This window comes from Streptomyces sp. NPDC053474 (assembly GCF_044544845.1).
Taxonomy (GTDB): Bacteria; Actinomycetota; Actinomycetes; order Streptomycetales; family Streptomycetaceae; genus Streptomyces.
This window is the reverse complement of the sequence record NZ_JBITXV010000031.1, coordinates 1-23,835: the sequence shown is the minus strand read 5'-3', so window position 1 is coordinate 23,835 and position 23,835 is coordinate 1. Positions and strand designations below refer to the sequence as shown.

Sequence of the window (23,835 nt, the reverse complement as noted above, 5' to 3'; positions counted from 1 at the left end):
AAGACAGTGCAGCGCTGGCGTGGCTTGGAGGACATTCCCCAGGACTGGGGGCGCAGCGTCGTCACCATTGGTTCCTACGACGGCGTGCACCGCGGTCACCAGCTCATCATCGGCCGCGCGGTGGCCCGCGCGCGCGAGCTCGGCGTGCCCGCCGTGGTCGTCACCTTCGACCCGCACCCCAGCGAGGTCGTGCGCCCCGGCAGCCACCCGCCGCTGCTGGCCCCCCACCACCGGCGCGCCGAGCTGATGGCCGACCTCGGTGTGGACGCCGTGCTCATCCTGCCGTTCACGACCGAGTTCTCGAAGCTGTCGCCCGCCGACTTCGTGGTGAAGGTCCTCGTCGACAAGCTGCACGCCAAGGCCGTCGTCGAGGGCCCCAACTTCCGCTTCGGACACCGCGCCGCGGGCGACGTGCGGGTCCTCGCTGAGCTCGGCGCGACGTACGACTACGAGGTCGAGGTCGTCGACCTGTACGTGAGCGGCGAGGCGGGCGGCGGCGAGCCGTTCTCGTCGACGCTCACCCGGCGCCTCATCGCCGAGGGCGACCTCGCGGGCGCCCACGAGATCCTCGGCCGCCCGCACCGCGTGGAGGGTGTGGTCGTCCGCGGCGCCCAGCGCGGCCGCGAGCTCGGCTTCCCCACGGCCAACGTGGAGACGCTGCCGCACACCGCGATCCCCGCCGACGGCGTGTACGCGGGCTGGCTGCACGCCCAGGGCGAGGCCATGCCCGCGGCCATCTCGGTCGGCACGAACCCGCAGTTCGACGGCACGGAGCGCACGGTCGAGGCCTACGCCATCGACCGCGTAGGCCTCGATCTGTACGGGCTGCACGTGGCCGTGGATTTCCTGGCCTTCGTGCGCGGCCAGGCCAAGTTCGAGTCCATCGACGCGCTGCTCGTCGCCATCGGTGACGACGTCAAGCAGGCGCGGGCTCTGGTTGAGAGCTATGAGGCCGACCGGGGCTGAGGTTCATCGCCCTTCGGGCTCGTCCTCAATCGCCGGACGGGCTGTCTGGGTTTCGCGCCGCCGTCGCCCAGTGGCAGGCCACTTGGGGCTCGCCCCCGCCTGACAGGACCGGCAGGTCCTTCGTACGGCAGTCCCGGGCCACCCCCGCCCGCTCCGCCTCGCCGCTGGCGAGGATCTGGCAGCGGACGTGGAAGCGGCAGCCCGACGGGACGCGGGACGGGTCCGGGGGCTCGCCGGTGAGCACCACGGGCTCGCCCTCGGCCTCCGGAAGGACCGACAACAGGGCCTTCGTGTACGGGTGCTGAGGTGCCGTCAGGACCTCTTCGACGGCGCCCGTCTCGACGATGCGGCCCAGGTACATCACCGCCACCCGGTCGGCGATGTTCCACGCCAGGCCCAGGTCGTGGGTCACGACGAGCGCGGAGAGGCCGAGCTCGTCCCGCAGCCGGAGCAGCAGGGCGAGGATCTCGCCGCGCACGGACGCGTCGAGGGAGGCCACCGGCTCGTCCGCGACGATGAGTTCGGGCTCCAGGACCAGCGCGCCCGCGATGACGACGCGCTGGCGCTGGCCGCCGGACAGCTCGTGCGGATAGCGCAGGAAGAACCGCTCCGGCGGGCGCAGCCCCGCCCGTGACAGGGCCTCGGCGACGGCCGCCCGCTCGTCCCCCGCGTACCGGTGGATGCGCAGGCCCTCGGCGACCGCCTCGTACACCGTATGGCGCGGGTTGAGCGACCCGCTCGGGTCCTGGAGCACCAGCTGGACGCGCTTGCGGTACGCCTTCAGGGCGCGGGCGCGGTGGCCGAGCGGCTTGCCGCCGAACGTGACCCGGCCCGAGGTGGGCGGCACGAGGCCGAGCAGGGAGCGCGCGAGCGTCGTCTTGCCGCAGCCGGACTCGCCGACGAGCGCGACGATCTCGCCCGGCCGGATGTGGAGGTCCACGCCGTCCACGGCCCGCGCCGGATCCGCGCCGTGCCGCCCGGGGAACGCGATGTGCAGGCCGTCGGCCGCGAGCAGCGGCGCCGCCGACGATGACGGCGCGGGCGGCGTGGCGGGGGAGTGGGTGGTCATGCGCGTCTCCTCGCGGCCGGGGGCCAGGGCAGGCGGATCGGGGTGCGCGGCCCGGTCACGGCGCCCCGTCCACGGCCGCGGGGGCCTGCTGCACGGGGACCTGGGAGCCCACGTGCACACAGGCGGCCCGGTGGGCCGGGCCCGCGGCGCGCAGGGCCTGGTCCTGGTCGGCGCAGGAGTCGAGGGCCACCGGGCAGCGCGGATGGAACGTACAGCCCGGCGGGAGCGCCGAGGGGTCCGGCGGGTCGCCGGGCAGGCCGCGCGGCGCGAACCGCGAGCCGGGGTCGCCGACGCGCGGGAAGGCCGCCGAGAGGGCCTTGCCGTACGGGTGCTGTGCCCGCTCGTACACGTCCCGGGCCGGGCCCTCCTCGACGACGCGGCCCGCGTACATCACCGCGAGCCGGTCGCAGGTGTCGGCGAGCACCGCCAGATCGTGGCTGATCATGATCAGGCCGAGGTCCTGCTCGGCCACGAGCTGTTCGATCAGGCGCAGGATCTGCGCCTGGATCATCACGTCGAGGGCGGTCGTCGGCTCGTCCGCGACGATCAGGCGCGGATCGCAGGCGAGCGCCATCGCGATCATCACGCGCTGGCGCTGGCCCCCGGACAGCTCGTGCGGATAGGCGTCCGCGCGTGCGCCCGGAAGGCCCACGTGTTCGAGCAGCTCACGGGCCTTCTTCTTGGCGCCCGCCGGGGTCGCCTTCTGGTGCAGCAGGATCGGCTCGGCGATCTGGTCGCCGATGCGGTGCACCGCGTTCAGCGAGTGCATGGCGCCCTGGAAGACCACGGAGGCGCCCGCCCAGCGGACCGCGCGCACCCGGCCCCACTTCATGGTGAGCACGTCCTCGCCGTCGAGGAGCACCTGTCCTGTCACCCGCGTCCCCGCGGGAAGCAGGCGCAGCAGGGCCAGGGCGAGCGTGGACTTGCCGCAGCCGGACTCGCCCGCGACGCCCAGCTTCTGCCCGGCGCCCACGGTCAGGTCGACCCCGCGCACGGCGGCGGCCCCGGACGCGTACGTCACTTCGAGGTTCCTGACGTCGAGCAGGGGCTGCCCGGCGTCCTGCCCGGCCGCGGCCGGGGGGTCGGTCGCGGTGTGCGCGGTGGTCACGGATGCCTCTGGTTCGGCGGTCAACGGGACACCCCCAGCCTGGGGTTGAGCACGGACTCCACGGCCCGCCCGCACAGCGTGAACGCGAGCGCGACCACGGCGATCGCGATGCCGGGCGGCGCCAGGTACCACCAGTCGCCCGCGCTGACGGCACCCGCCTCGCGGGCGTCCTGGAGCAGCCCGCCCCAGGAGACCGCGGTCGGATCGCCCAGGCCGAGGAAGGCGAGCGTGGCCTCGGTGAGGATGGCGCCCGAGATGACGAGGGTCGTCTGCGCGAGCACCAGCGGCATCACGTTCGGCAGCACGTGGCGGAGCATGATGTGGGTGTGCCCGCCGCCGAGGGCGCGGGCCCGCTCGATGTAGGGGCGGGACTCGACCGCCAGGGTCTGCGCGCGCACCAGGCGTGCCGTCGTGGGCCAGGTCGTGACGCCGATGGCCAGGATGATCGTGCTCAGGGAGCCGGACATCACGACGGCCAGGGCGATCGCGAGCACCAGCGTGGGCATCACCAGGAACCAGTCGGTGACGCGCATCAGGACCGTTCCGTACCAGCCGCGGTAGTGCCCCGCCGTGATGCCCACGACCGTGCCGATGGCCACGGAGAGGAACGCGGCGAGCAGCCCGATGGTGAGCGAGATCCGCGCCCCGTACACCAGGAGCGCGAGCAGGTCGCGCCCGAACTGGTCGGTGCCGAGCGGGAATTCGCCGCCTGGCGACTCCATGGCGTCGCCCGGCGCCCGGGTCACGCTGTCCGCGTCCGAGCCGACGAGCAGCGGCGCGAAGACCGCGGCGAGCGAGATCAGGACGAGCACGGCGAGACCGAAGAGCCCCGCCCGGTGCGTGCGGTACTCCCGCCAGAAGCGGGCCGCGGAGTGCCGCCTGCGCGCCCAGGCGAGCGCCCGCGGGTGCGGTGCGGTGGCCGTCTCGGTCGTCATCGTCCCACCCTCGGGTCGAGCAGCGGATAGATCACGTCGGCGACCGTGTTCATGAGGATCACCGCGGTGGCGAAGACGAAGAACAGGCCCTGCACCAGGGGCAGGTCGGGCACGCTCAGCGCCTGGTAGAAGAGGCTGCCGAGCCCCGGCCAGGAGAAGACGGTCTCGACGAGGATCGCGCCCGCCACCACCGTGCCCAGGTTCACGAACATCAGCGTGACCGTCGGCAGGAGCGCGTTCGGCACGGCGTGGCGGCGGCGCACCAGGTCGTCCCTGAGCCCCTTGGCGCGGGCGGTCGTCAGATAGTCGCTGCCCATCTCGTCGAGCAGCGAGGAGCGCATGACGAGCAGCGTCTGCGCGTACCCGACGGCGACGAGCGTGAGCACCGGCAGGATCATGTGGTGCGCCACGTCCACCACGTACGCGACGCCGGTCTCGTCGCCGCTCTCCATGCCGCCGGTCGGGAAGAGGCCGGGCAGCGGCCCCGCGCCCACCGAGAAGGTGATGATGAGCAGCAGGCCGAGCCAGAACGACGGCACCGAGTACAGCGTCAGGGCGAGCCCGGTGTGGAACCGGTCCCCGAGGCGGCCGTTGCGCCACGCCGCGCGCGTGCCGAGCCAGATGCCGAGGAGCGTGTAGAGGACGTACGCCGTCCCGGTGAGCCACAGCGTCGGCCCGAGCGCCTCGGTGATCTTGTCGAGGACCGGGGCGTGGAACTGGTACGACGTGCCGAAGTCCCCGGTGAGGACGTTGCCGCAGTAGTCGGTGAACTGCTTCCACACCGGGTCGTCGAGGCCGAACTCGGCGCGCATCGCGGCCAGTTGCTCGCTCGACACGCGGCGTCCGCCGGTCATCTGCTTCACCGGGTCGCCCGGGATGAGCCGGAAGAGGAAGAAGCTCGTGACGAGCACGGCGAACATCGAGACGAGCGCGCCGCCGAGCTTGCCCGCGACGTACGTCAGATAGGCGGTGGTGTCGCGGGCCCGGGGGCCGCGGCCCCGCGGCCGGACCGGTCCGGCCGGTCCGCCGGGCGCCTCGGCCTCTGCCTCGGCGGCGAGGAGCGCCGCCGCGCTGTTGTCCGCCGCGGTCATGCGGTGCTCGCGGTGTGGGTCGCGGGGTTCTTCGTCATCCGTTACTCGCGGTCCTCTGCGGTCTTGCGGCGGCGCAGGGCGATCAGGGCTCCGCCGCCCACGACCACGGCCGCGGCGACGGCGATACCGATGATGACACCGGTGGAGCCGCCCCCATCGGAATTGCCGTCCCCACTCGCCGGGGTCGCCGACCACCAACTCCAATAGCCGTCCTGGCCGTAAATGTTGCCCGCGGCCTCCGGCATGGTGGTGACGGACTTGATCTGGTCGGTGCGGTAGGCCTCGACGGCGTTCGGGTACGCCATCACGTTCATGTAGCCCGAGTCGTACAGCCAGGACTGCATCTGCCGGACGATCGCCGCGCGCTTGGTCGGGTCGTACTCCGCGAGCTGCTTCTCGTACAGGTCGTCGTACTTCTTGTCGCAGATGAAGTTGTCGGTGGCGGCGCTCTCCTTCGCCTTCTCGGGGAGCGCGGCGCAGGTGTGGATGCCGAGGACGAAGTCCGGGTCCGGGTTCACGGACCAGCCGTCGAAGGCGAGGTCGTACTCACCGGCGTACCAGGGAACGGAGACGTCGTCGAGACAGTTCACCTTGAGCCCGATGCCGAGGTCGCCCCACCACTCCTTGAGGTACTTCCCGACGGCCTTGTCGTTGGGGTCGGTGGCGTGGCAGAGGATGCGGAAGTTCAGGGGCCTGCCGTCCTTGCCGACGCGCTTGCCGTCGCCGTTCTTCTTGTACCCGGCCTTGTCGAGGAGGGACGCGGCCCGCTTCGGGTCGTACGCGAGCTTCTGGTCCGGGGACGGCTGCCAGGCGTACTCGGAGAAGCGCGGCGGAATGTATCCGGCGCCCTCGACGGCGTTGCCCTGGAAGACCTTGTCCACGATCGTCTTGCGGTCGACGGACAGGAAGAGCGCCTGCCGCACCCGCTTGTCGAGCAGCGCCGGATGGCCGTCGCCGAACTTCTTCCCGTCCCGGGTCCGCGCCCCCGGATTGGTGGCGATGGCGAAGAAGCGCCGCCCGGGGCCGTTGTTCACCTTGATGTCGGCCTCGCCCTTGAGGCCATTGGCCTGGGCGGGCGTGAGCGCGGGCTGCCCGGCGACGAAGGACACCTCGCCCTTCTTGAGCGCGGCGACGGCCGCGTCCTGGTCCTTGTACGTCTTGAAGACCAGCTCGTCGAATTTCGGCGCCCCGCGCCAGAAGTCCTTGTTGGCCTTCAGCCTCACATACCGGTCGACCTTGAAGTCGGAGAGGACGAAGGGGCCGTTCCCGACGACGGGGAAGTCCTTGTCGTTGTTGAACTTGGAGAGGTCGTCGACCTTCTCCCAGACGTGCTTGGGCACGATGGGGACGTCGAGCGCCGCCATCGTCGACTGCGGCTTCTTCAGCTCGATGACGAGCCGGGTGGGGGAGGGCGCCGTCACCTTCTTGAAGTTGGTGACGAAGTTGGAGTTGGCGGTGGCCGTGCCCTCCTTGGACATGATCTTGTTGAACGTCCAGGCGGCGTCCTCGGCGGTCGCCTTCTTCCCGTCCGACCACTTGGAGTCGGTCCGGATGGTGTACGTCCACGTGAGCTTGTCCGCCGACGGCTTCCACTCGGTGGCGAACCCCGGGACGGTGTGGTTGTCCTTCGGGTCGTAGTTCGTGAGGTACTCGTACGTCAGTCGGTGGATGCTGGTGCTGAGCAGCCGCTGGGCCAGGAACGGGCTGAGCGAGTCCACGCTCTGCGCGACCGCGACGGTGAGCGTCTTCTTGCCGTCGCCCTTGGCGTGGGCCTGCTGCGGAGCCGGGTTGAGCGGCGTCGCGAGCCCGGCCGTGAGGCCGAGGGCGGCGAGGGCGCCGCCCGCGACGAGGAGCCGGGAGCGGCTCGTGCTGGTTCTGCCGTGTTGATCTCGTGTGTCCATGGGTCGGTGACCTCGCGTCATCGCTCGCGCAGGGATGGCTGGTTACGACTGAGTACGACTGGTGCACATGGGGTCGATCAAGGAGGGGCCCGCTGGATGCTGTGTGTCTACCAGCGCCAGTCTGCACGCGTCAACGGCCGGTGAACCCCATGTGGCCTGCGGAAATAACGAGTTGACCGGGATTTCATCCGCATTGGCCAAGACCACTGAAGCCTCCCAGGCCAGGGACTGACGCCCTGGTCAGCCACCCTGCCCTCCCCTGCGGGCAGCTGGTCGGCCCGGAGAGTGGGCGCGCCCGCCCTCCCTGTGGGCAGCTGGTCCGCCCAGAGGGCGGAACGGGTGGGCACAGGGGGTGGGCGCCGCGCCACCGTTCACCTAGGCATGCGCCCAAATGGGGCGGGCCCGCACCGAAGAACGGCACGGGCCCGAAGGGTGGAACGAGAGCTACGGCTGCGGCGGAGCCACCGGCCCAGGCCCCGGCTGGGGCTGCTGGGGGTAACCCCCGGGGGCGCCCCCGTAAGGCTGAGCCCCCGGCACGGGATACCCCTGCTGCCCCGGCAGCCCCTGCTGCCCCGGCAGTGGCGGAGCCACCCGCGGCGGCGGATTCCCATCCGAGGTCCACAACCCCTGTGCCCGCTGCGCCCGAGTGAAGTCCTCACCCACCATCGCGGCCAGCGTGAAGTACGCCTCCCGCACCTTCGGCCGCATCATGTCGAGATCGACCTCGGCCCCCGCCGCGAGGTGCTCGTCGAAGGGCACCACGACCACCCCCCGGCAGCGCGTCTCGAAGTGCGACACGATGTCCTCCACCTTGATCATCTTGCCGGTCTCGCGCACCCCGGAGATGACCGTGATGGACCGCTGCACCAGTTCCGCGTACCCGTGCGCGGAGAGCCAGTCCAGCGTCGTGGAGGCGCTGGACGCCCCGTCCACGGACGGCGTGGAGATGATGATGAGCTGGTCGGCGAGGTCGAGCACCCCGCGCATCGCGCTGTAGAGGAGCCCCGTGCCCGAGTCCGTCAGGATGATCGGGTACTGCTTGCCGAGGACGTCGATGGCGCGCCGGTAGTCCTCGTCGTTGAAGGTCGTGGACACGGCGGGGTCGACGTCGTTGGCGATGATCTCCAGGCCGGACGACGCCTGCGAGGTGAAGCGCCGGATGTCCATGTACGAGTTGAGGTACGGGATGGCCTGGACGAGGTCGCGGATGGTCGCCCCGGTCTCGCGCCGCACGCGCCGCCCGAGCGTACCGGCGTCCGGGTTGGCGTCGATGGCGAGGATCTTGTCCTGCCGCTCGCTGGCGAGGGTGGAGCCGAGCGCGGTCGTCGTGGTCGTCTTGCCGACGCCGCCCTTGAGGCTGATGACGGCGATGCGGTAGCAGGAGAGCACCGGGGTGCGGATCAGCTCCAGCTTCCGCTGCCGCTCGGCCTCCTCCTTCTTGCCGCCGAGCCGGAACCGGGAGCCGCCGACGGGGCGGCTGCTCTTGGTCCGCTGCTTCTTGTTGTTGAGCAGCCGGTCGGAGGACAGCTCCACGGCCGCGGTGTACCCGAGCGGCGCCCCCGGGTTGGTGCGCTCGCGCTGATCGTGCCGCACGGGCTGTGGCCAGGCGGTTCCGGTGCGCGGGTCGACGGGGGCCTGCGGCTGGGGCTGCTGCGCCTGAGCGGCCTGGACGGGAGGCAGGGGCTGCGCGGGCGGGAGCGGCTGCGGGGCCTGCGGCGGCTGGGCCTGCTCGGGCACGGGGGCCGGATGGGCGTAGCCCTGCTGCGGCGCGGCGGGCGCGTTCCAGGCCTGCGGTACGGGCGCGGGGACCTGGGGCTCGACGGGGGGCTGGGCCTGCGGCGGCGCGGCAGGGGGCTGTACCTCGCCACCGGGCGCGACCTGGTGCTGCGCGGGCCACTGCGGCGCGGCCGCCGGTGCGGCGGGCTGGAACGCGGGCGGCAGCGGCGGCAGCCCGCCCTGCGGCGCGGGCGGCGGACTCCACGCGGGCGGCGCGGCGTCGGGCACGGCCTCCGGCGCCGCCGGGGGAGCGACGGCTTCCGCCGGTGCGGCGGGCACGCCCGTGGGAGGCGGAGCGACGATCGGGGCCCCGGTGGGCGGCGGCAGGTCGACGGGCGGGCCGGTGGGCGCCGGGGTGTCGGCGACCGCGCCGAAGGAGGGCGGGGCGTCGACCGGCGGGGCGGAAGGGGACGCGTCCACGGCAGCCGCCGGGGCAGCGCTCTCCCTGCCCTCGGCCTCACCGACAGCCGGAGCCGCACCACTCACGGAGTCATCGGAGGCCGGGCCTTGGGGAGCGGCGTCAGGCGCCGTGTCCTGGGGAGCGGCAGCGTCGGACACCGTGCCAGCGGAAGCCACCTCCTCGGACGCCCCATCGCCGGGGGCCGCCTCCTCTGAGGCCACCTCCCCTGAGGCCGCGTCGCCGGACGGCACCGCACCCTCCGCTGCCGCGTCCTCCGCGACTGCACCCTCTACAGCCGAAGGCTCCCCGACCTCAGCCGCGCCTTCGGCACCGGCATCCGTACCGGTATCGGCGACAGCCCCGCTCGAGTCCGAGGCGCCGCCGGAGACGGGCGGAGCCGCGGGGGGCGGCGGCACGGTCCAGTCCCGCTGGAAACCGCTGCCGACAGGAAGCTTGGGCAGGGCCGTCACGGGAGCGGGAGCAGGGGCAGTAGGAGCAGGGGCGGGCGCACCACCGGAGTCACCAGCACCAGCCCCAGGACCAGTACCAGAAACGGACCCGGCGTCAGCCGGGGGAGAAGGCGTGGACACCGGCGGCGCGGCCGCCGCGTCCTGGCCGCTGTCGGAGGCGTTCTGCGTGTACCAGGCGGGCGGGGCGTAGTCGATGGTGAACTCGCCCGTCGTCTCGGCAGCGGACTCCGCGTCGGACTGATCGTCGACGGGTGTGTCCCAGCCGCCGCGGATCTTGTCCCGATCGCTGTTCACAATGCCTCCTGGTGTGCTCGAGCACGCTCATGCCGTGGTGGGGGGCGACCGTTCCTGTCGTCCGATCCGCCTGGCTCTCCCCGTGGGACGGACGCGTGTGCCCCGCTCGCGGGTTCTGACGTGACGCCCCGTCCCAGCCTAATCACCAACAGCACGAGCACGGCAGGCCAGTCCGCCCCCGGAACGACGTCCTTCACGCCACGTCTCACTCAAGGACGGTCAACGACTCCCCACCATCACGAGCAAACCGGTCGCACACCGCCAAACGCCATGAAAAGCCCCTGTGGACAAGGCGAGAGGGCGGAAGCGGCACTCACCGCTTCCGCCCTCCGCGGGCTCCCGGGCGCACCCGGCCGCTCGGCCGGGCCCGCCTCACTCCGACGGCTCGGCCGCGGGCATGCCACCGTTGTGCGGCGCGGGCTCCAGGTCGAACTCCCCGTCCCGCGCGCCCAGTACGAAGGCGTCCCACTCGGCCTTCGTGTACCGCAGCACGGTCTCGGGCGCGAGGGACGACCGCATCGCCACCGCCCCGTCCGGCAGCTGGGCGATCTCCACCCGCTCCTCGTGCGCCTCGGTGCCGGGGGCGCTCTTCCATTCGACCCCGGAGATGTCGAGAGCGTAGAGCTCGTTCTTCTCGCGCTCCTTGCGTGCCCTGACTTCCTCGTCCTGTGCCTCGGCCATGGCGGAACGGCCCCTTCCCGACGTACGAACGCGCTGTGCGCACACCCTACTTGGCGGCCGACGCCCGCGGAGCCATACGACCGGTCACGCCCGCACGGCCGCCCGCGCGGTCACGACTTCTTGAGCGCCTCCAGGGCGTCCCGGGCGTCGGACTTGATCATCTTCTCGACCTCCTGCTCGGAGGGCGCCTTGGAGCTGCCGCTCGTAGTGCTCCCGTACCAACTCCACTGGAGCTCGAAGGTGAACCAGCCGTCCCGCACGGCCAGCGTCATGCCGCCGAACCCCTTGGGTCCCGTCTTGCTGCCCGTCGAGGATCGCTTCTCCACGACGAGGAAGGCCTCGTCCCCGAAGCCGTCGACGGACTTCGTCTCGTACGCGTACGCCCCTTGCGACCGGTCCTCGAACCCCTTGTAGAGGGAGGCGAACTCCCCCTCCGGCTCGCTCTTCTTGTGCCACTGCGCGGTGCTGTTGACGTAGACGCTGCTGTAGTCGCTCGCGCTCGCGTCCTTGTCCTTGAGGCTCCAGCTGCAGTTGTTGACGTCGAGGCCCCGCTGCCGGGACGCGTAGTGGCTGTTCGGATCGCTGCCGAGCCGCGTCTCGTAGCGCTCCTTGAAGGCGTCGATGGTGACGGCGTCGCAGAGGTTCTTCTGGACGTGGTACCCGGCGAGGTCGGCCTCGTCGTCACCGCCCCCGAGCGTGCCGCCCGCGAACAGCACCCCCGCCCAGACCGCCGACGCGACCACCGCGCCACCGAGGCCCCACACCCAAGGGGCCACGGGTCTCTTGCCCGCGGGTGGCGGCCCCTGGGGCGGGAAGGCGGGCGGCTGTCCCGCCGGGGCCGGGGGCTGCGCGTAGGGGCTCGGGGGCACCGGGCCCGGCGGCTGCTGGAGGTAGGGGTTCTGCTGGTACGGATTCGGCTGCTGCGGGCCGGGCTGCTGCTGCGGCGGTATGGACATGGTGGGCAACGTACCCAACGCCCGTGCTGGAACCCGCCAGTCCGGAGGCATCCGCGGCCCTCGCCCCAGCAGCTGACGGTCGGCAGGAGGACACCGGCGTACGGAGCCGCGCGGCCCTTCCGTACTCTGCCTTCGGCGCTGACCAGTTGACGTGCGGCGCCCCAGTGTCATCCCGCCTCTTGGTCGACCCGGAGAAAGGCGCCCCAGCGTGAGCCAAGGCCCACCCCGTTCCCAGTTCACCCAGTCCGTCCTGGCCGTGGACAACGCGCGCAAACAGCGCCGCACGCGCCTGCTCGCGGGCCTGGCCGGGCTCCTGGCCCTCGTGCTGTGCGCGGGCGGCTGGATGGTCTGGGCCGCGGCCGACGACGGCGAGGCGGGGAACCAGGGCGCGAAGGCCGTCCAGCAGGCGCCGGACGACATCAGGAACACCGTCGAGACGCCCCCGAGCTCCCCCGTGGGTCACCTGGCCGTCGACTACCGGGAGAAGGGGTTCGAGAAGCGGTTCGGCCGGGACGCCACCGTGCGCGCCCCCGGCACCTGGGCGACGGACAAGACCCTCGTACGCGGCGTGGGCGGCACCCTCAAGGGCTTCGAGCTCGGGACGTCCAAGGAGGTGTGGTCGACCGAGCTGGGCGGCCCCGTCTGCGGCACCACCCGGCACGTCACCGCGGACGGCCGCACGGCCGTCCTCTTCCAGGAGCCCCCGAAGCCCGCCGAGGACGACGACAAGAACAAGAAGAAGGACGGCAAGAAGGGGAGCAAGAACAAGAAGAAGGGCGACGACAAGGGGAAGGGCGGCGACAAGAAGAAGGGCAAGGGCAAGAAGAACGGCAAGGGCAAGGGCAAGAAGGACCGTGCCGAGCCCCCCGCCCCGGGGCCTTGCACCCAGCTCGCCCTCGTCGACCTCGACACCGGCAAGAAGCTCTGGCAGATCGCGCTCCCCGACGCCGAGGACGCCTCCCCGACGAGCACGAACGTGACCCTGACCCGCGGGACGGTCACCGTCGCCTGGGGCCGGGGCTCCGTCGCGTACGACATGAAGGCCGGGAAGCCGCTCTGGCGGAACACGCGCCCCTCGGCGTGCGAGAACGCGGGCCTGGCCGGTGGGAACGTCCTGCTCGCCCTGCGCCGGTGCGGCGCCGGTGCCGACGCCGACCGTACGTACCGCGTCCAGCGCCTCGACCCGCGGACGGGCAAGCCGCTGTGGACGTACAACGTCGCCAGCGGCGTGCGGCGCGTGCACCTCGTGTCGTCCGAGCCCGCCGTGGTGGCCGTCGCGGTCAGGGGCTCCGGCGTGGACAAGCTGCTCGCCCTCGACGACCTGGGCGCCTACCGGTCCACGGTCGACATGCCGGAGGGCCGCTACATCGACGACTGCTTCACCGCCCGCTTCGGGACCGTGGAGACCTGCGACGCCATCGTGGCGGAGCGCGACCGCCTGTTCCTCGCGACCAAGCCCAAGGACCCCGAGGTGAACCGGATCGTCTCGTTCGATCTGGCGACGGGCAAGGTCGTCCGCAGGTTCGACTCGCGGGGCCGCGGTGCGATGTACCCGCTGGAGCTCAGCGGCGGCAAGCTCCTCGCCTTCCGGGGGAGCGCCGACGGAGTCGCCCCGGACGCCGTCGTGAGCCTGGACCCGGAATCGGGCAGGGAGACCCCGTTCCTGCTGTTCAGCGTCCCGGAGGCGGCCGGACCCGTGAAGCCGGGGGAGACCGACGTGCTCGTCGAGGGAGGCCGGGTCTTCATCGCCCCCAAGGAGCTGCGCGCCGAGCGGGGCGAGGACGGGCAGGGCGCGGCCTACGGCGCCCTGGGCGTCGAGGGGGCGTGACCGGCGGACACCTGGCGCGCGACCCCCGGCGACGCACCACGGGATCGGCCCCGGACCGCCCCCACTCCGGTGGCGGAGAGCCGACACGCCCAGGCTGGTACGCTGTGTAACGCTCGCTTGTCTGCGCACATCCCCAGGCCCCCGGCCGGTGGACCGCGCGACGCGGCATCCGCCGCAAGGCGGACCCCACCTCTCCCGGGTGGACCCCCTGCCTCCCGAGTACCGGAAGCACCCCTGAGAAGAAGACCAGGGGCGCTCGGAGGCGAACAAGGACATCACAAGGAGTTCGCGTGTCGCTCGACGCCGCCACGAAGAAGCAGATCATGACCGAGTTCGGCCAGAAGGAGGGCGACACCGGCTCCCCCGAGGTCCAGGTCGCGCTGCTCTCCCGCCGCATCTCGGACCTGACCGAGCACCTGAAGACGCACAAGCACGACCACCACTCCCGTCGTGGTCTGCTGATCCTGGTCGGCCAGCGTCGCCGCCTGCTTCAGTACCTGGCCAAGAAGGACATCCAGCGCTTCCGTGCCCTGGTTGACCGCCTGGGCATCCGCCGCGGTGCGGCGGGCGCCAAGTAAGACGCCGTGAAGGGAGCGGTTCCCACTCGAAGCACTCGAAGGGGGCCGCTCCCTTTGCTGTACGTGCGCGGTGTCACCGACGCTTTGTAGTCTGGTGACGTCCGACACAGCCCCGGACGTGCGAGCGGGGCCCGGCGCGCCCGCGCTGGCCCACCGCACGACCACGGGCACAACCACATAAGGAGAGGCGCACCCAGCCGCCGCCGGTCCTCGGTAGTGGTCTCCGGGATACGCGAGTACGAGTCCCCGGGGGCTTCGATCGAAGACCGGCCCGCACCCACGGCGCGCTTCTCCGCACCGCTCCCACGCCACACGGGCAGGGGCGGACCCCGGGCCACACGGGCCCAGGGGTGAAAAGACGCTACGTAACGGAGAAACCGCTAGTGGAGAACGAGACCCACTACGCCGAAGCCGTCATCGACAACGGCACCTTCGGCACCCGCACCATCCGCTTCGAGACGGGCCGCCTGGCCCGTCAGGCCGCCGGCTCCGCCGTCGCCTACCTGGACGACGACACGATGGTCCTCTCGGCCACCACCGCGTCCAAGAAGCCCAAGGACCAGCTCGACTTCTTCCCCCTGACGGTGGACGTCGAGGAGCGGATGTACGCGGCCGGGAAGATCCCCGGTTCCTTCTTCCGCCGTGAGGGCCGTCCCTCCGAGGACGCCATCCTCACCTGCCGCCTCATCGACCGCCCGCTGCGCCCGTCCTTCAAGAAGGGCCTGCGCAACGAGATCCAGGTCGTCGAGACGATCATGGCGCTCAACCCCGACCACCTGTACGACGTGGTCGCGATCAACGCCGCCTCCTGCTCCACGCAGCTCGCCGGACTGCCCTTCTCGGGCCCGATCGGCGGCACGCGCGTGGCCCTCATCAAGGGCCAGTGGGTCGCCTTCCCGACGCACACCGAGCTCGAGGACGCCGTCTTCGACATGGTCGTCGCCGGTCGCGTCCTCGAGGACGGCGACGTCGCGATCATGATGGTCGAGGCCGAGGCCACCGAGAAGACCATCGAGCTCGTCAAGGGCGGCGCCGAGGCGCCGACCGAGGAGGTCGTGGCCGCCGGTCTCGAGGCCGCGAAGCCCTTCATCAAGGTCCTCTGCAAGGCCCAGTCGGACCTCGCCGCCAAGGCCGCCAAGCCCACCGGCGAGTTCCCGATCTTCCTCGACTACGAGGACGACGTGCTCGAGGCCCTCACGGCCGCCGTCAAGCCCGAGCTCGCCCAGGCGCTGACCATCGCGGGCAAGCAGGAGCGCGAGACCGAGCTGGACCGCGTCAAGGCGCTGGCCGGCGAGAAGCTGCTCCCGGAGTTCGAGGGCCGCGAGAAGGAGATCTCCGCCGCGTACCGCTCGCTGACCAAGGCCCTGGTCCGTGAGCGCGTCATCAAGGAGAAGAAGCGCATCGACGGCCGCGGTGTCACCGACATCCGCACCCTGGCCGCCGAGGTCGAGGCCATCCCGCGCGTGCACGGCTCCGCCCTGTTCGAGCGCGGCGAGACCCAGATCCTGGGCGTGACGACGCTGAACATGCTCCGGATGGAGCAGCAGCTCGACACCCTCTCCCCGGTGACGCGCAAGCGCTACATGCACAACTACAACTTCCCGCCGTACTCCACCGGCGAGACCGGCCGCGTCGGCTCCCCCAAGCGCCGCGAGATCGGCCACGGCGCCCTCGCCGAGCGCGCCCTCACGCCGGTGCTCCCGACGCGCGAGGAGTTCCCCTACGCGATCCGTCAGGTCTCCGAGGCCCTCGGGTCCAACGGCTCGACGTCCATGGGCTCCGTCTGCGCCTCCACCATGTCGCTGCTGAACGCCGGTGTGCCCCTGAAGGCCCCCGTCGCCGGCATCGCCATGGGCCTGATCTCCCAGGAGATCGACGGCGAGACGCACTACGTCACCCTCACCGACATCCTCGGTGCGGAGGACGCCTTCGGCGACATGGACTTCAAGGTCGCCGGCACCAAGGAGTTCGTGACCGCCCTCCAGCTCGACACCAAGCTGGACGGCATCCCGGCCTCCGTCCTGGCTGCCGCCCTGAAGCAGGCCCGCGACGCCCGCCTGCACATCCTCGACGTGATGATGGAAGCGATCGACGTTCCGGACGAGATGTCCCCGAACGCGCCGCGGATCATCACCGTCAAGATCCCGGTGGACAAGATCGGTGAGGTCATCGGCCCGAAGGGCAAGATGATCAACCAGATCCAGGAGGACACCGGCGCCGACATCACGATCGAGGACGACGGCACCATCTACATCGGTGCCGCCGACGGCCCGGCCGCCGAGGCCGCCCGCGCCACGATCAACGGCATCGCCAACCCGACCATGCCGGAGGTCGGCGAGCGCTACCTGGGCACCGTCGTGAAGACGACGACCTTCGGCGCGTTCGTGTCGCTGCTCCCGGGCAAGGACGGTCTGCTGCACATCTCGCAGATCCGCAAGCTCGCCGGTGGCAAGCGCGTGGAGAACGTCGAGGACGTCCTCGGCGTGGGCCAGAAGGTCCAGGTCGAGATCGCCGAGATCGACTCCCGCGGCAAGCTCTCCCTGATCCCCGTGATCGAGGGCGAGGACGCCGAGTCCGACAGCGGCTCCGCCGAGGACGCGAAGGACGACGCCGCCAAGTGACGTCCCGTAGCTCCAAGGCGACGGCCCGCACCTCCTCGGAGGCGCGGGCCGTCGCCCGTACCCAAACCTTGATCAAGGGCAGCAACGGCATCGGCACGGTCCGTAAGACCACCCTCCCCGGAGGGCTGCGCGTCGTCACCGAGACCCTGCCGTCGGTCCGCTCCGCCACCTTCGGCATCTGGGCCCACGTGGGCTCCCGCGACGAGACGCCGTCCCTGAACGGCGCGACGCACTACCTGGAGCACCTCCTCTTCAAGGGCACCAGGAAGCGCAGCGCCCTGGACATCTCCTCCGCGATCGACGCCGTCGGCGGCGAGATGAACGCCTTCACGGCCAAGGAGTACACGTGCTACTACGCGCGCGTGCTCGACACCGACCTGCCGCTGGCCATCGACGTGGTCTGCGACATGCTCACCGGCTCGCAGATCCGCCAGGAGGACGTCGACGCCGAGCGCGGCGTCATCCTCGAAGAGATCGCGATGACGGAGGACGACCCGGGCGACTGCGTGCACGACCTGTTCGCGCACACCATGCTCGGTGACACCCCCCTGGGCCGTCCGGTCCTCGGCACGGTCGACACGATCAACGCCCTCACCGCGGACCGCATCCGCCGCTTCTACAAGCGGCACTACGACCCCACCCACCTGGTCGTCGCCGCCGCGGGCAACGTGGACCACCAGAAGGTCGTCCGCCAGGTCCGCGCCGCGTTCGACAAGGCGGGCGCCCTCACGCGCACCGACGCCACGCCCATCGCCCCGCGCGCGGGCGTGCGCCGCGTACGCACCGCGGGCCAGGTCGAGGTCATCGACCGCAAGACCGAGCAGGCCCACGTCATCCTCGGCATGCCGGGCCTGGCCCGCACCGACGAGCGCCGCTGGGCCATGGGCGTGCTGAACACCGCGCTCGGCGGCGGCATGTCCTCGCGCCTGTTCCAGGAGGTCCGCGAGAAGCGGGGCCTGGCCTACAGCGTGTACTCGTACACCTCGGCGTTCGCCGACGCCGGACTGTTCGGCGTGTACGCGGGCTGCCGCCCCAGCCAGGTCCACGACGTCCTCAAGATCTGCCGGGACGAGCTCGACCACGTCGCCGAGCACGGTCTGACGGACGACGAGATCAGGCGCGCGATAGGCCAGCTGGCGGGCTCCACGGTCCTCGGCCTCGAGGACACCGGCGCGATCATGAACCGCATCGGCAAGAGCGAGCTGTGCTGGGGCGAGCAGATGTCGGTCGACGACATGCTGGCCAGGATCGCTGCGGTCACCCCGGACGAGGTGCGCGAGGTGGCCCGCGACATCCTGGGGCAGCGCCCTTCGCTCTCCGCGATAGGCCCGCTGAAGGACAAGCAGGCCGCCCGCCTGCACGAAGCGGTGGCCTAGGCCCGGGACTCCCGGACCCAGGCCCCGTCCGACTCATAACTCGGTTAAGGAAACAGGCAGATGAGCAAGCTGCGCGTGGCGGTCATCGGCGCCAAGGGCCGGATCGGCTCCGAGGCCGTACGAGCCGTCGAGGCGGCCGACGACATGGAACTGGTGGCGGCCCTCGGCCGCGGCGACAAGCTGGAAGCGCTGGTCGAGGCCGGCGCCCAGGTCGCGGTCGAGCTGACCACGCCCGGTTCCGTGATGGGCAACCTCGACTTCTGCGTCCGGCACGGCATCCACGCCGTCGTCGGTACGACGGGCTGGACCGACGAGCGCCTCGCGCAGCTGCGCACCTGGCTGGACGCCGCCCCGGGCACCGGCGTCCTGATCGCGCCGAACTTCTCCATCGGCGCGGTCCTCACCATGAGGTTCGCGCAGCTCGCGGCGGTGTACTTCGACTCCGTCGAGGTCGTCGAGCTGCACCACCCGCACAAGGCCGACGCCCCCAGCGGGACCGCCACGCGCACCGCCCAGCTCATCGCCGAGGCGCGCCGGGCGGCGGGCAGCGCCCCGCAGCCGGACGCCACGGAGACCGCCCTCGAGGGCGCCCGCGGCGCGGACGTCGACGGCGTCCGCGTGCACGCCGTGCGGCTGAACGGCCTCCTCGCCCACCAGGAGGTCCTGCTCGGCGGCGAGGGCGAGACCCTCACGATCCGCCACGACTCGCTGCACCACAGCAGCTTCATGCCGGGCATCCTCCTGGGCGCCCGGCGGGTGGTGGAGACTCCGGGCCTCACCTTCGGCCTGGAACACTTCCTGGACCTGGACTGAGCCGAGCCGAAGCCATGCGCGCAAAGATCACCTACGCCGTCACGGCCGCCGTCCTGGTCGTCTACTTCGTCCTGGTCGGCAGCCGTGGCGTGCTGCTCATCCAGCACGGCACCGTGCTCACCGTGACCTTCGGGGTCGCGGTGCTCGTCCTGCCGGTCATCGGCGTGTGGTTCCTGTGGCAGAACACGCGCTTCGTCCAGCGGGCCAACCGGCTCGCGGCCGAGCTGGAGGCCGAAGGCGGCCTGCCCGTCGACGAGTTGAGGCGCACCCCCAGCGGGCGCATCGACCGCGACTCGGCCGACGAGGTCTTCGCCCGGCGCAAGGCCGAGACGGAGGACACCCCGGACGACTGGCGCTGCTGGTTCCGCCTCGCCATCGCCTACCACGACGCCCGGGACACCCCCCGCGCGCGCAAGGCCATGCAGCGGGCCATCGCCCTGCACGAGGGCAGGCCGCTGAGCGTCTGAGGGCCGCTGAGCGTCTGAGGGCCCGCGCCCGGATGTCGTACGCCTGCGGGCTAGACCGTACGGCCGTATTCGTCCGCCCACACCTCGATGGTGTCGGCGGCCCGGTCGAAGGCGGTGCGGCGCGCGAGGAAGTCCGCCCCGCGGTCGGTGAGCAGCGTCGCCCGCTCGCCAGCGGGCCGGTCGAGGCGCACGAGCGTCAGGGCCTGCCCCTGCACCGTGCGGGGCAGGCCGAGCCACCGCACGGGCTGCTGGATGGTGCGCACGGAGGCGATCCGCGCCCACGGCACGGTCCGGGTGCGGAAGAAGGTCACGTGCCGCAGGCCGTGCGCGCTGACCCAGGTGCCCACGCGCAGCAGCCGGACGGCGGCGCAGATGACGAGGACGGCCACGCCCACGCAGACGCCCGCGCCCGGCAGGGCGCCCGCGAAGGCGATGATCACGGCGGCCACGAGGACGAACGAGGCGAGGAGCAGCAGGACCGCGGCGGCGGCCACGCGCCAGGGACCCGGGCGGTACGGCCGCCGCCAGTGGTCGCGGTCGTCGAACGGGAGCGCGGCGTCCTTGCCCGCGTCGTCGAAGGCGCGGTCCGCGGTCAGGAAAGGCAGGGGCACGGCTGGTCCTCACTCACTCCACGCACGGGTTGTGCCCGGTGAGGCTATCGAGCCGTGTCCCCTGCTACCAGCGTTGGGGGCCCAAGGGGGTACCCGACGGGGCCAAGGGGGTGCCTCGGCGCCCGTCCGTGTCGTACGCGGCCGTCAGCGGCCCTCGGAGGCCTCGGACTGCTGGGTCTTGGCGGGCGACTGGTCGGCGGACATCGCGGGCATGCCGAAGAGCAGGGAGCCCACGAGACCGGCGACCACGGTGAGCCCGATGAGCGTACGGCCCGCGATCTGACCGGCCGTGGCGCGCTCACGGGGTGGGGGAGTGACATTGCTGCGGAACTTGTCGGCTTCGGCGATGAAGGCGAACGGGACGGGCTCTCGCCGACGGAACATGGGGCGCGCTTCTCCTCACGGGTCTCGAACGGAACTCTGTCACCTACACAGACGCTCGAATCGACCAAAAGGTGCCCAGTTTCGGCAAATTCGCCGAAGATTGTCATGAGGGATCACCACAGGGCCGATGGCCGGAACCGCACCCCGGAGCGGCCACCGTCCCGCGACGCACGCCGAGTTCGACGGCCGCGGCCCCGGCCGCCCCGGCCGCCGGGCCGGGGCACATCCGGCCCGGCACGGCACAGATGTGCGGATGAGCCGACGGAAGTGTCCCGATTGCGGCATTTCTGGAAGTTCATCTAGCCTGATCAAACGGACCCGGCACTGCTTGAACCCCCGAGCAGGCAGTGCCGGGCTCCCTGAGTGTCAGACCCAGCACATCCCCCGAGGGGCGACCCCGCGCTGAGCAGCGAGTAGCGTGTTACCCATGGCTCCGACCTCGACTCCGCAGACCCCCTTCGGGCGGGTCCTCACCGCCATGGTCACGCCCTTCAGGGCGGACGGCGCACTCGACCTCGACGGCGCGCAGCAGCTCGCCGCCCACCTGGTGGACGCAGGCAACGACGGCCTGATCGTCAACGGCACCACCGGCGAGTCCCCGACCACCAGCGACGCGGAGAAAAACGAGCTCGTACGGGCCGTCCTCGAAGCGGTCGGCGACCGCGCCCACGTCGTCGCGGGTGTCGGCACCAACGACACCCGCCACAGCATCGAGCTGGCCCGCGCCGCCCAGGCCGTCGGCGCCCACGGCCTGCTCACGGTCACCCCGTACTACAACAAGCCCCCGCAGGAAGGCCTCCACCGGCACTTCACCGCGATCGCCGACGCCACCGACCTGCCGGTGATGCTGTACGACATCCCGGGGCGCAGCGGCGTACCGATCAACACCGAGACGATCGTGCGCCTCGCCGAGCACCCGCGTATCGTCGCCAACAAGGACGCCAAGGGCGACCTCGGCCGAGCCAGCTGGGCGATCGCCCGCTCCGGTCTCGCCTGGTACTCCGGTGACGACATGCTCAACCTGCCGCTCCTGTCGGTCGGCGCGTGCGGCTTCGTCTCCGTGGTCGGCCACGTGGTCACGCCCGAGCTGCGCGCCCTGCTTGAGGCGTACCTCAACGGCGAGGTGCAGAAGGCCACGGAGATCCACCAGAAGCTGCTTCCGGTCTTCACGGGCATGTTCCGTACGCAGGGAGTGATCACCAGCAAGGCGGCGCTCGCCCTGCAGGGACGCCCCGCGGGACCGCTGCGGCTGCCGCTCGTGGAGCTCTCGCCGGAGGAGACGGCCCAGCTCAAGATCGATCTTGCGGCTGGCGGGGTACAGCTCTAAACACAGACTTCACAACTCAATACGCAACACATCGCAGGCCAGGTGCCTGCACCCACAACTGCTACTGCACGAACGTCACGCGCGCCACGTGCCCCGGAGGTACGTGGCGCGCGTGGTGAGGAGAGTCTTTTGAGTCATCCGCATCCTGAACTCGGCGCTCCGCCGAAGCTCCCGAAGGGCGGTCTGCGGGTCACCCCGCTCGGCGGCCTCGGCGAGATCGGCCGGAACATGACGGTCTTCGAGTACGACGGGCGTCTGCTGATCGTCGACTGCGGAGTGCTCTTCCCCGAGGAGGAGCAGCCCGGAATCGACCTGATCCTGCCGGACTTCACGTCCATCCGTGACCGCCTCGACGACATCGAGGGCATCGTCCTCACGCATGGCCACGAGGACCACATCGGCGGTGTCCCCTTCCTCCTGCGCGAGAAGCCGGACATCCCGCTGATCGGCTCCAAGCTGACCCTCGCCCTGATCGAGGCGAAGCTCCAGGAGCACCGCATCCGCCCGTACACGCTCGAGGTCGCCGAGGGCGACCGGGAGCGCCTCGGCCCCTTCGACTGCGAGTTCGTCGCGGTCAACCACTCCATCCCGGACGCCCTCGCGGTCGCGATCCGCACCCCCGCGGGCATGGTCGTGCACACGGGCGACTTCAAGATGGACCAGCTGCCGCTGGACCGGCGTCTGACGGACCTGCACGCGTTCGCGCGGCTGAGCGAGGAGGGCATCGACCTCCTCCTCTCCGACTCGACGAACGCCGAGGTCCCGGGCTTCGTCCCGCCCGAGCGGGAGATCTCGAACGTCCTGCGGCAGGTCTTCGCGGGTGCCCGCAAGCGCATCATCGTGGCGAGCTTCGCCAGCCACGTCCACCGCATCCAGCAGATTCTGGACGCGGCGCACGAGTACGGCCGCCGGGTCGCCTTCGTCGGCCGCTCGATGGTCCGGAACATGGGCATCGCCCGTGACCTCGGCTATCTGCGGGTGCCGCCGGGCCTGGTCGTGGACGTCAAGACGCTCGACGACCTGCCGGACCACGAGGTCGTCCTGGTCTGCACGGGTTCGCAGGGCGAGCCGATGGCGGCCCTGTCCCGCATGGCCAACCGGGACCACCAGATCCGCATCGTCTCGGGCGACACGGTGATCCTGGCGTCGTCGCTCATCCCGGGCAACGAGAACGCGGTCTACCGCGTGATCAACGGCCTCACCCGCTGGGGTGCGAACGTCGTCCACAAGGGCAACGCCAAGGTGCACGTCTCCGGCCACGCGTCGGCGGGCGAGCTCCTGTACTTCTACAACATCTGCAAGCCGAAGAACCTGATGCCGGTCCACGGCGAATGGCGCCACCTGCGCGCCAACGCCGAGCTGGGCGCCCTCACCGGCGTCCCGCACGACCGGATCGTCATCGCCGAGGACGGCGTCGTCGTCGACCTCGTCGAGGGCAAGGCCAAGATCGTCGGCAAGGTCCAGGCGGGCTATGTGTACGTGGACGGCCTCTCGGTCGGCGACGTCACCGAGCCGGCGCTCAAGGACCGCCGGATCCTCGGCGAGGAAGGCATCATCTCGGTCTTCGTCGTCGTCGACTCGACGACCGGCAAGATCACCGGTGGCCCGCACATCCAGGCCCGCGGCTCGGGCATCGAAGACGCGGTCTTCAGCGAGGTCGTCCCGCGGATCCAGGAAGTCCTGGAGAAGTCGGCCCAGGACGGCGTCGTCGAACCGCACCAGCTGCAGCAGCTCATCCGCCGCACGCTGGGCAAGTGGGTGTCGGACAACTACCGCCGCCGCCCGATGATCCTGCCCGTCGTCGTCGAGGTCTGAGCCCCTCGGCCGTCCTGACGACGCGAGCTCCGGAGCGGGGCGCCTCGATTTGCATCGAGGCGCCCCGCTCCCGTATGTTTACGGCTCCGCCAGAGGGGAACCCGCCGCACACGGCAACGTGTCGGGGTCGCCCCGAAGGGAACGGAAATTCCGACTCAGAATCTCTGATAAAGTCGGAACCGCCGAAAAGGGAAACGCGAAAGCGAAAACCTGAAAGGCGCCGATGAAAATCGGAACGGACCGGGAAGCCGGAAAGATCTGATAGAGTCGGAAACGCCGAAAGGCAAAGGCCCTCCAACGGCCACCGGAAATGAAATCCGAACCGGAAACGGAACGGAAAACGGATCTGGTAGGGTTGGAAACACGAA

The 23,835-nt window shown here is 71.2% G+C and carries 18 protein-coding genes and 1 pseudogene; 9 read left to right on the top strand and 10 right to left on the bottom strand.

Going from position 1 to position 23,835, the window contains the following annotated elements; genetic code table 11:
* Positions 1–6 precede the first annotated feature (6 nt).
* Positions 7–966: a bifunctional riboflavin kinase/FAD synthetase gene (locus tag ACIG3E_RS40105; protein ID WP_399626004.1), complete on the top strand. Its 960-nt coding sequence runs from the start codon at positions 7–9 to the stop codon at positions 964–966.
* 25 nt (positions 967–991) lie between these two features.
* Here the strand turns inward: ACIG3E_RS40105 and ACIG3E_RS40100 are convergent, their stop codons facing one another.
* The 8 genes and pseudogenes from ACIG3E_RS40100 to ACIG3E_RS40065 form a co-directional block, all read right to left on the bottom strand.
* The gene (locus ACIG3E_RS40100; protein WP_399626002.1) at positions 992–2,035 is read right to left on the bottom strand and encodes an ABC transporter ATP-binding protein; all 1,044 of its coding nucleotides are present in this window, start codon (positions 2,033–2,035) and stop codon (positions 992–994) included.
* A 55-nt stretch (positions 2,036–2,090) separates the two neighbouring features.
* Positions 2,091–3,167, bottom strand: coding sequence for an ABC transporter ATP-binding protein (locus ACIG3E_RS40095; RefSeq protein ID WP_399625999.1), 1,077 nt, complete (start codon positions 3,165–3,167; stop codon positions 2,091–2,093).
* Entirely contained in the window at positions 3,164–4,078 is a 915-nt protein-coding gene (locus ACIG3E_RS40090; RefSeq protein WP_399625996.1) for an ABC transporter permease, read from the bottom strand. The genes ACIG3E_RS40095 and ACIG3E_RS40090 overlap by 4 nt, the downstream gene beginning before the upstream one ends.
* The gene (locus tag ACIG3E_RS40085) at positions 4,075–5,169 is read right to left on the bottom strand and encodes an ABC transporter permease (RefSeq protein ID WP_399625994.1); all 1,095 of its coding nucleotides are present in this window, start codon (positions 5,167–5,169) and stop codon (positions 4,075–4,077) included. Before ACIG3E_RS40085 ends, ACIG3E_RS40090 begins: the two co-directional genes overlap by 4 nt.
* 41 nt (positions 5,170–5,210) lie before the next feature.
* Positions 5,211–7,070, bottom strand: coding sequence for an ABC transporter substrate-binding protein (locus tag ACIG3E_RS40080; protein WP_399625992.1), 1,860 nt, complete (start codon positions 7,068–7,070; stop codon positions 5,211–5,213).
* 184 nt (positions 7,071–7,254) lie between these two features.
* Positions 7,255–10,010, bottom strand: a pseudogene (locus ACIG3E_RS40075) (SCO5717 family growth-regulating ATPase).
* Between the two features lie 372 nt (positions 10,011–10,382).
* The gene (locus tag ACIG3E_RS40070) at positions 10,383–10,691 is read right to left on the bottom strand and encodes a DUF397 domain-containing protein (RefSeq protein ID WP_399625990.1); all 309 of its coding nucleotides are present in this window, start codon (positions 10,689–10,691) and stop codon (positions 10,383–10,385) included.
* A gap of 110 nt (positions 10,692–10,801) precedes the next feature.
* Positions 10,802–11,647, bottom strand: coding sequence for a hypothetical protein (locus ACIG3E_RS40065; protein ID WP_399625988.1), 846 nt, complete (start codon positions 11,645–11,647; stop codon positions 10,802–10,804).
* A gap of 208 nt (positions 11,648–11,855) precedes the next feature.
* On the opposite strand from ACIG3E_RS40065, the gene ACIG3E_RS40060 reads away from it, so the two are divergent.
* From ACIG3E_RS40060 to ACIG3E_RS40035, 6 genes are all read left to right on the top strand, one after another.
* Positions 11,856–13,475 carry a PQQ-binding-like beta-propeller repeat protein gene (locus ACIG3E_RS40060; RefSeq protein WP_399625986.1) on the top strand — a complete coding sequence of 540 codons (1,620 nt, stop codon included), beginning with the start codon at positions 11,856–11,858 and terminating at the stop codon, positions 13,473–13,475.
* Positions 13,476–13,765: 290 nt separating this feature from the next.
* Positions 13,766–14,053, top strand: a complete 288-nt coding sequence (gene rpsO, locus ACIG3E_RS40055) for a 30S ribosomal protein S15 (protein ID WP_030363216.1) — start codon at positions 13,766–13,768, stop codon at positions 14,051–14,053.
* 383 nt (positions 14,054–14,436) lie between these two features.
* Positions 14,437–16,674 carry a polyribonucleotide nucleotidyltransferase gene (locus ACIG3E_RS40050; protein ID WP_399625984.1) on the top strand — a complete coding sequence of 746 codons (2,238 nt, stop codon included), beginning with the start codon at positions 14,437–14,439 and terminating at the stop codon, positions 16,672–16,674.
* The gene (locus ACIG3E_RS40045; protein WP_399625981.1) at positions 16,671–18,050 is read left to right on the top strand and encodes a M16 family metallopeptidase; all 1,380 of its coding nucleotides are present in this window, start codon (positions 16,671–16,673) and stop codon (positions 18,048–18,050) included. Before ACIG3E_RS40050 ends, ACIG3E_RS40045 begins: the two co-directional genes overlap by 4 nt.
* Positions 18,051–18,110: 60 nt before the next feature.
* Positions 18,111–18,863 carry a 4-hydroxy-tetrahydrodipicolinate reductase gene (dapB, locus tag ACIG3E_RS40040; protein WP_399625979.1) on the top strand — a complete coding sequence of 251 codons (753 nt, stop codon included), beginning with the start codon at positions 18,111–18,113 and terminating at the stop codon, positions 18,861–18,863.
* 14 nt (positions 18,864–18,877) lie between these two features.
* Positions 18,878–19,330, top strand: a complete 453-nt coding sequence (locus ACIG3E_RS40035) for a tetratricopeptide repeat protein (protein ID WP_138962143.1) — start codon at positions 18,878–18,880, stop codon at positions 19,328–19,330.
* A 50-nt stretch (positions 19,331–19,380) separates the two neighbouring features.
* On the opposite strand, the gene ACIG3E_RS40030 is transcribed toward ACIG3E_RS40035, so the two are convergent.
* Together ACIG3E_RS40030 and ACIG3E_RS40025 are read right to left on the bottom strand one after the other, a co-directional pair.
* The gene (locus tag ACIG3E_RS40030) at positions 19,381–19,941 is read right to left on the bottom strand and encodes a PH domain-containing protein (RefSeq protein ID WP_399625976.1); all 561 of its coding nucleotides are present in this window, start codon (positions 19,939–19,941) and stop codon (positions 19,381–19,383) included.
* Between the two features lie 144 nt (positions 19,942–20,085).
* On the bottom strand, positions 20,086–20,325 hold the full coding sequence (locus ACIG3E_RS40025; RefSeq protein WP_399625974.1) for a hypothetical protein: 240 nt from the start codon (positions 20,323–20,325) through the stop codon (positions 20,086–20,088).
* Positions 20,326–20,752: 427 nt separating this feature from the next.
* Here ACIG3E_RS40025 and dapA point away from each other — a divergent pair, with 427 nt between their 5' ends.
* Both dapA and ACIG3E_RS40015 read left to right on the top strand, forming a co-directional pair.
* On the top strand, positions 20,753–21,652 hold the full coding sequence (gene dapA / locus ACIG3E_RS40020) for a 4-hydroxy-tetrahydrodipicolinate synthase (protein WP_399625971.1): 900 nt from the start codon (positions 20,753–20,755) through the stop codon (positions 21,650–21,652).
* Between the two features lie 129 nt (positions 21,653–21,781).
* Positions 21,782–23,467 carry a ribonuclease J gene (locus ACIG3E_RS40015; RefSeq protein WP_399625969.1) on the top strand — a complete coding sequence of 562 codons (1,686 nt, stop codon included), beginning with the start codon at positions 21,782–21,784 and terminating at the stop codon, positions 23,465–23,467.
* The last annotated feature ends 368 nt before the right edge of the window (positions 23,468–23,835 follow it).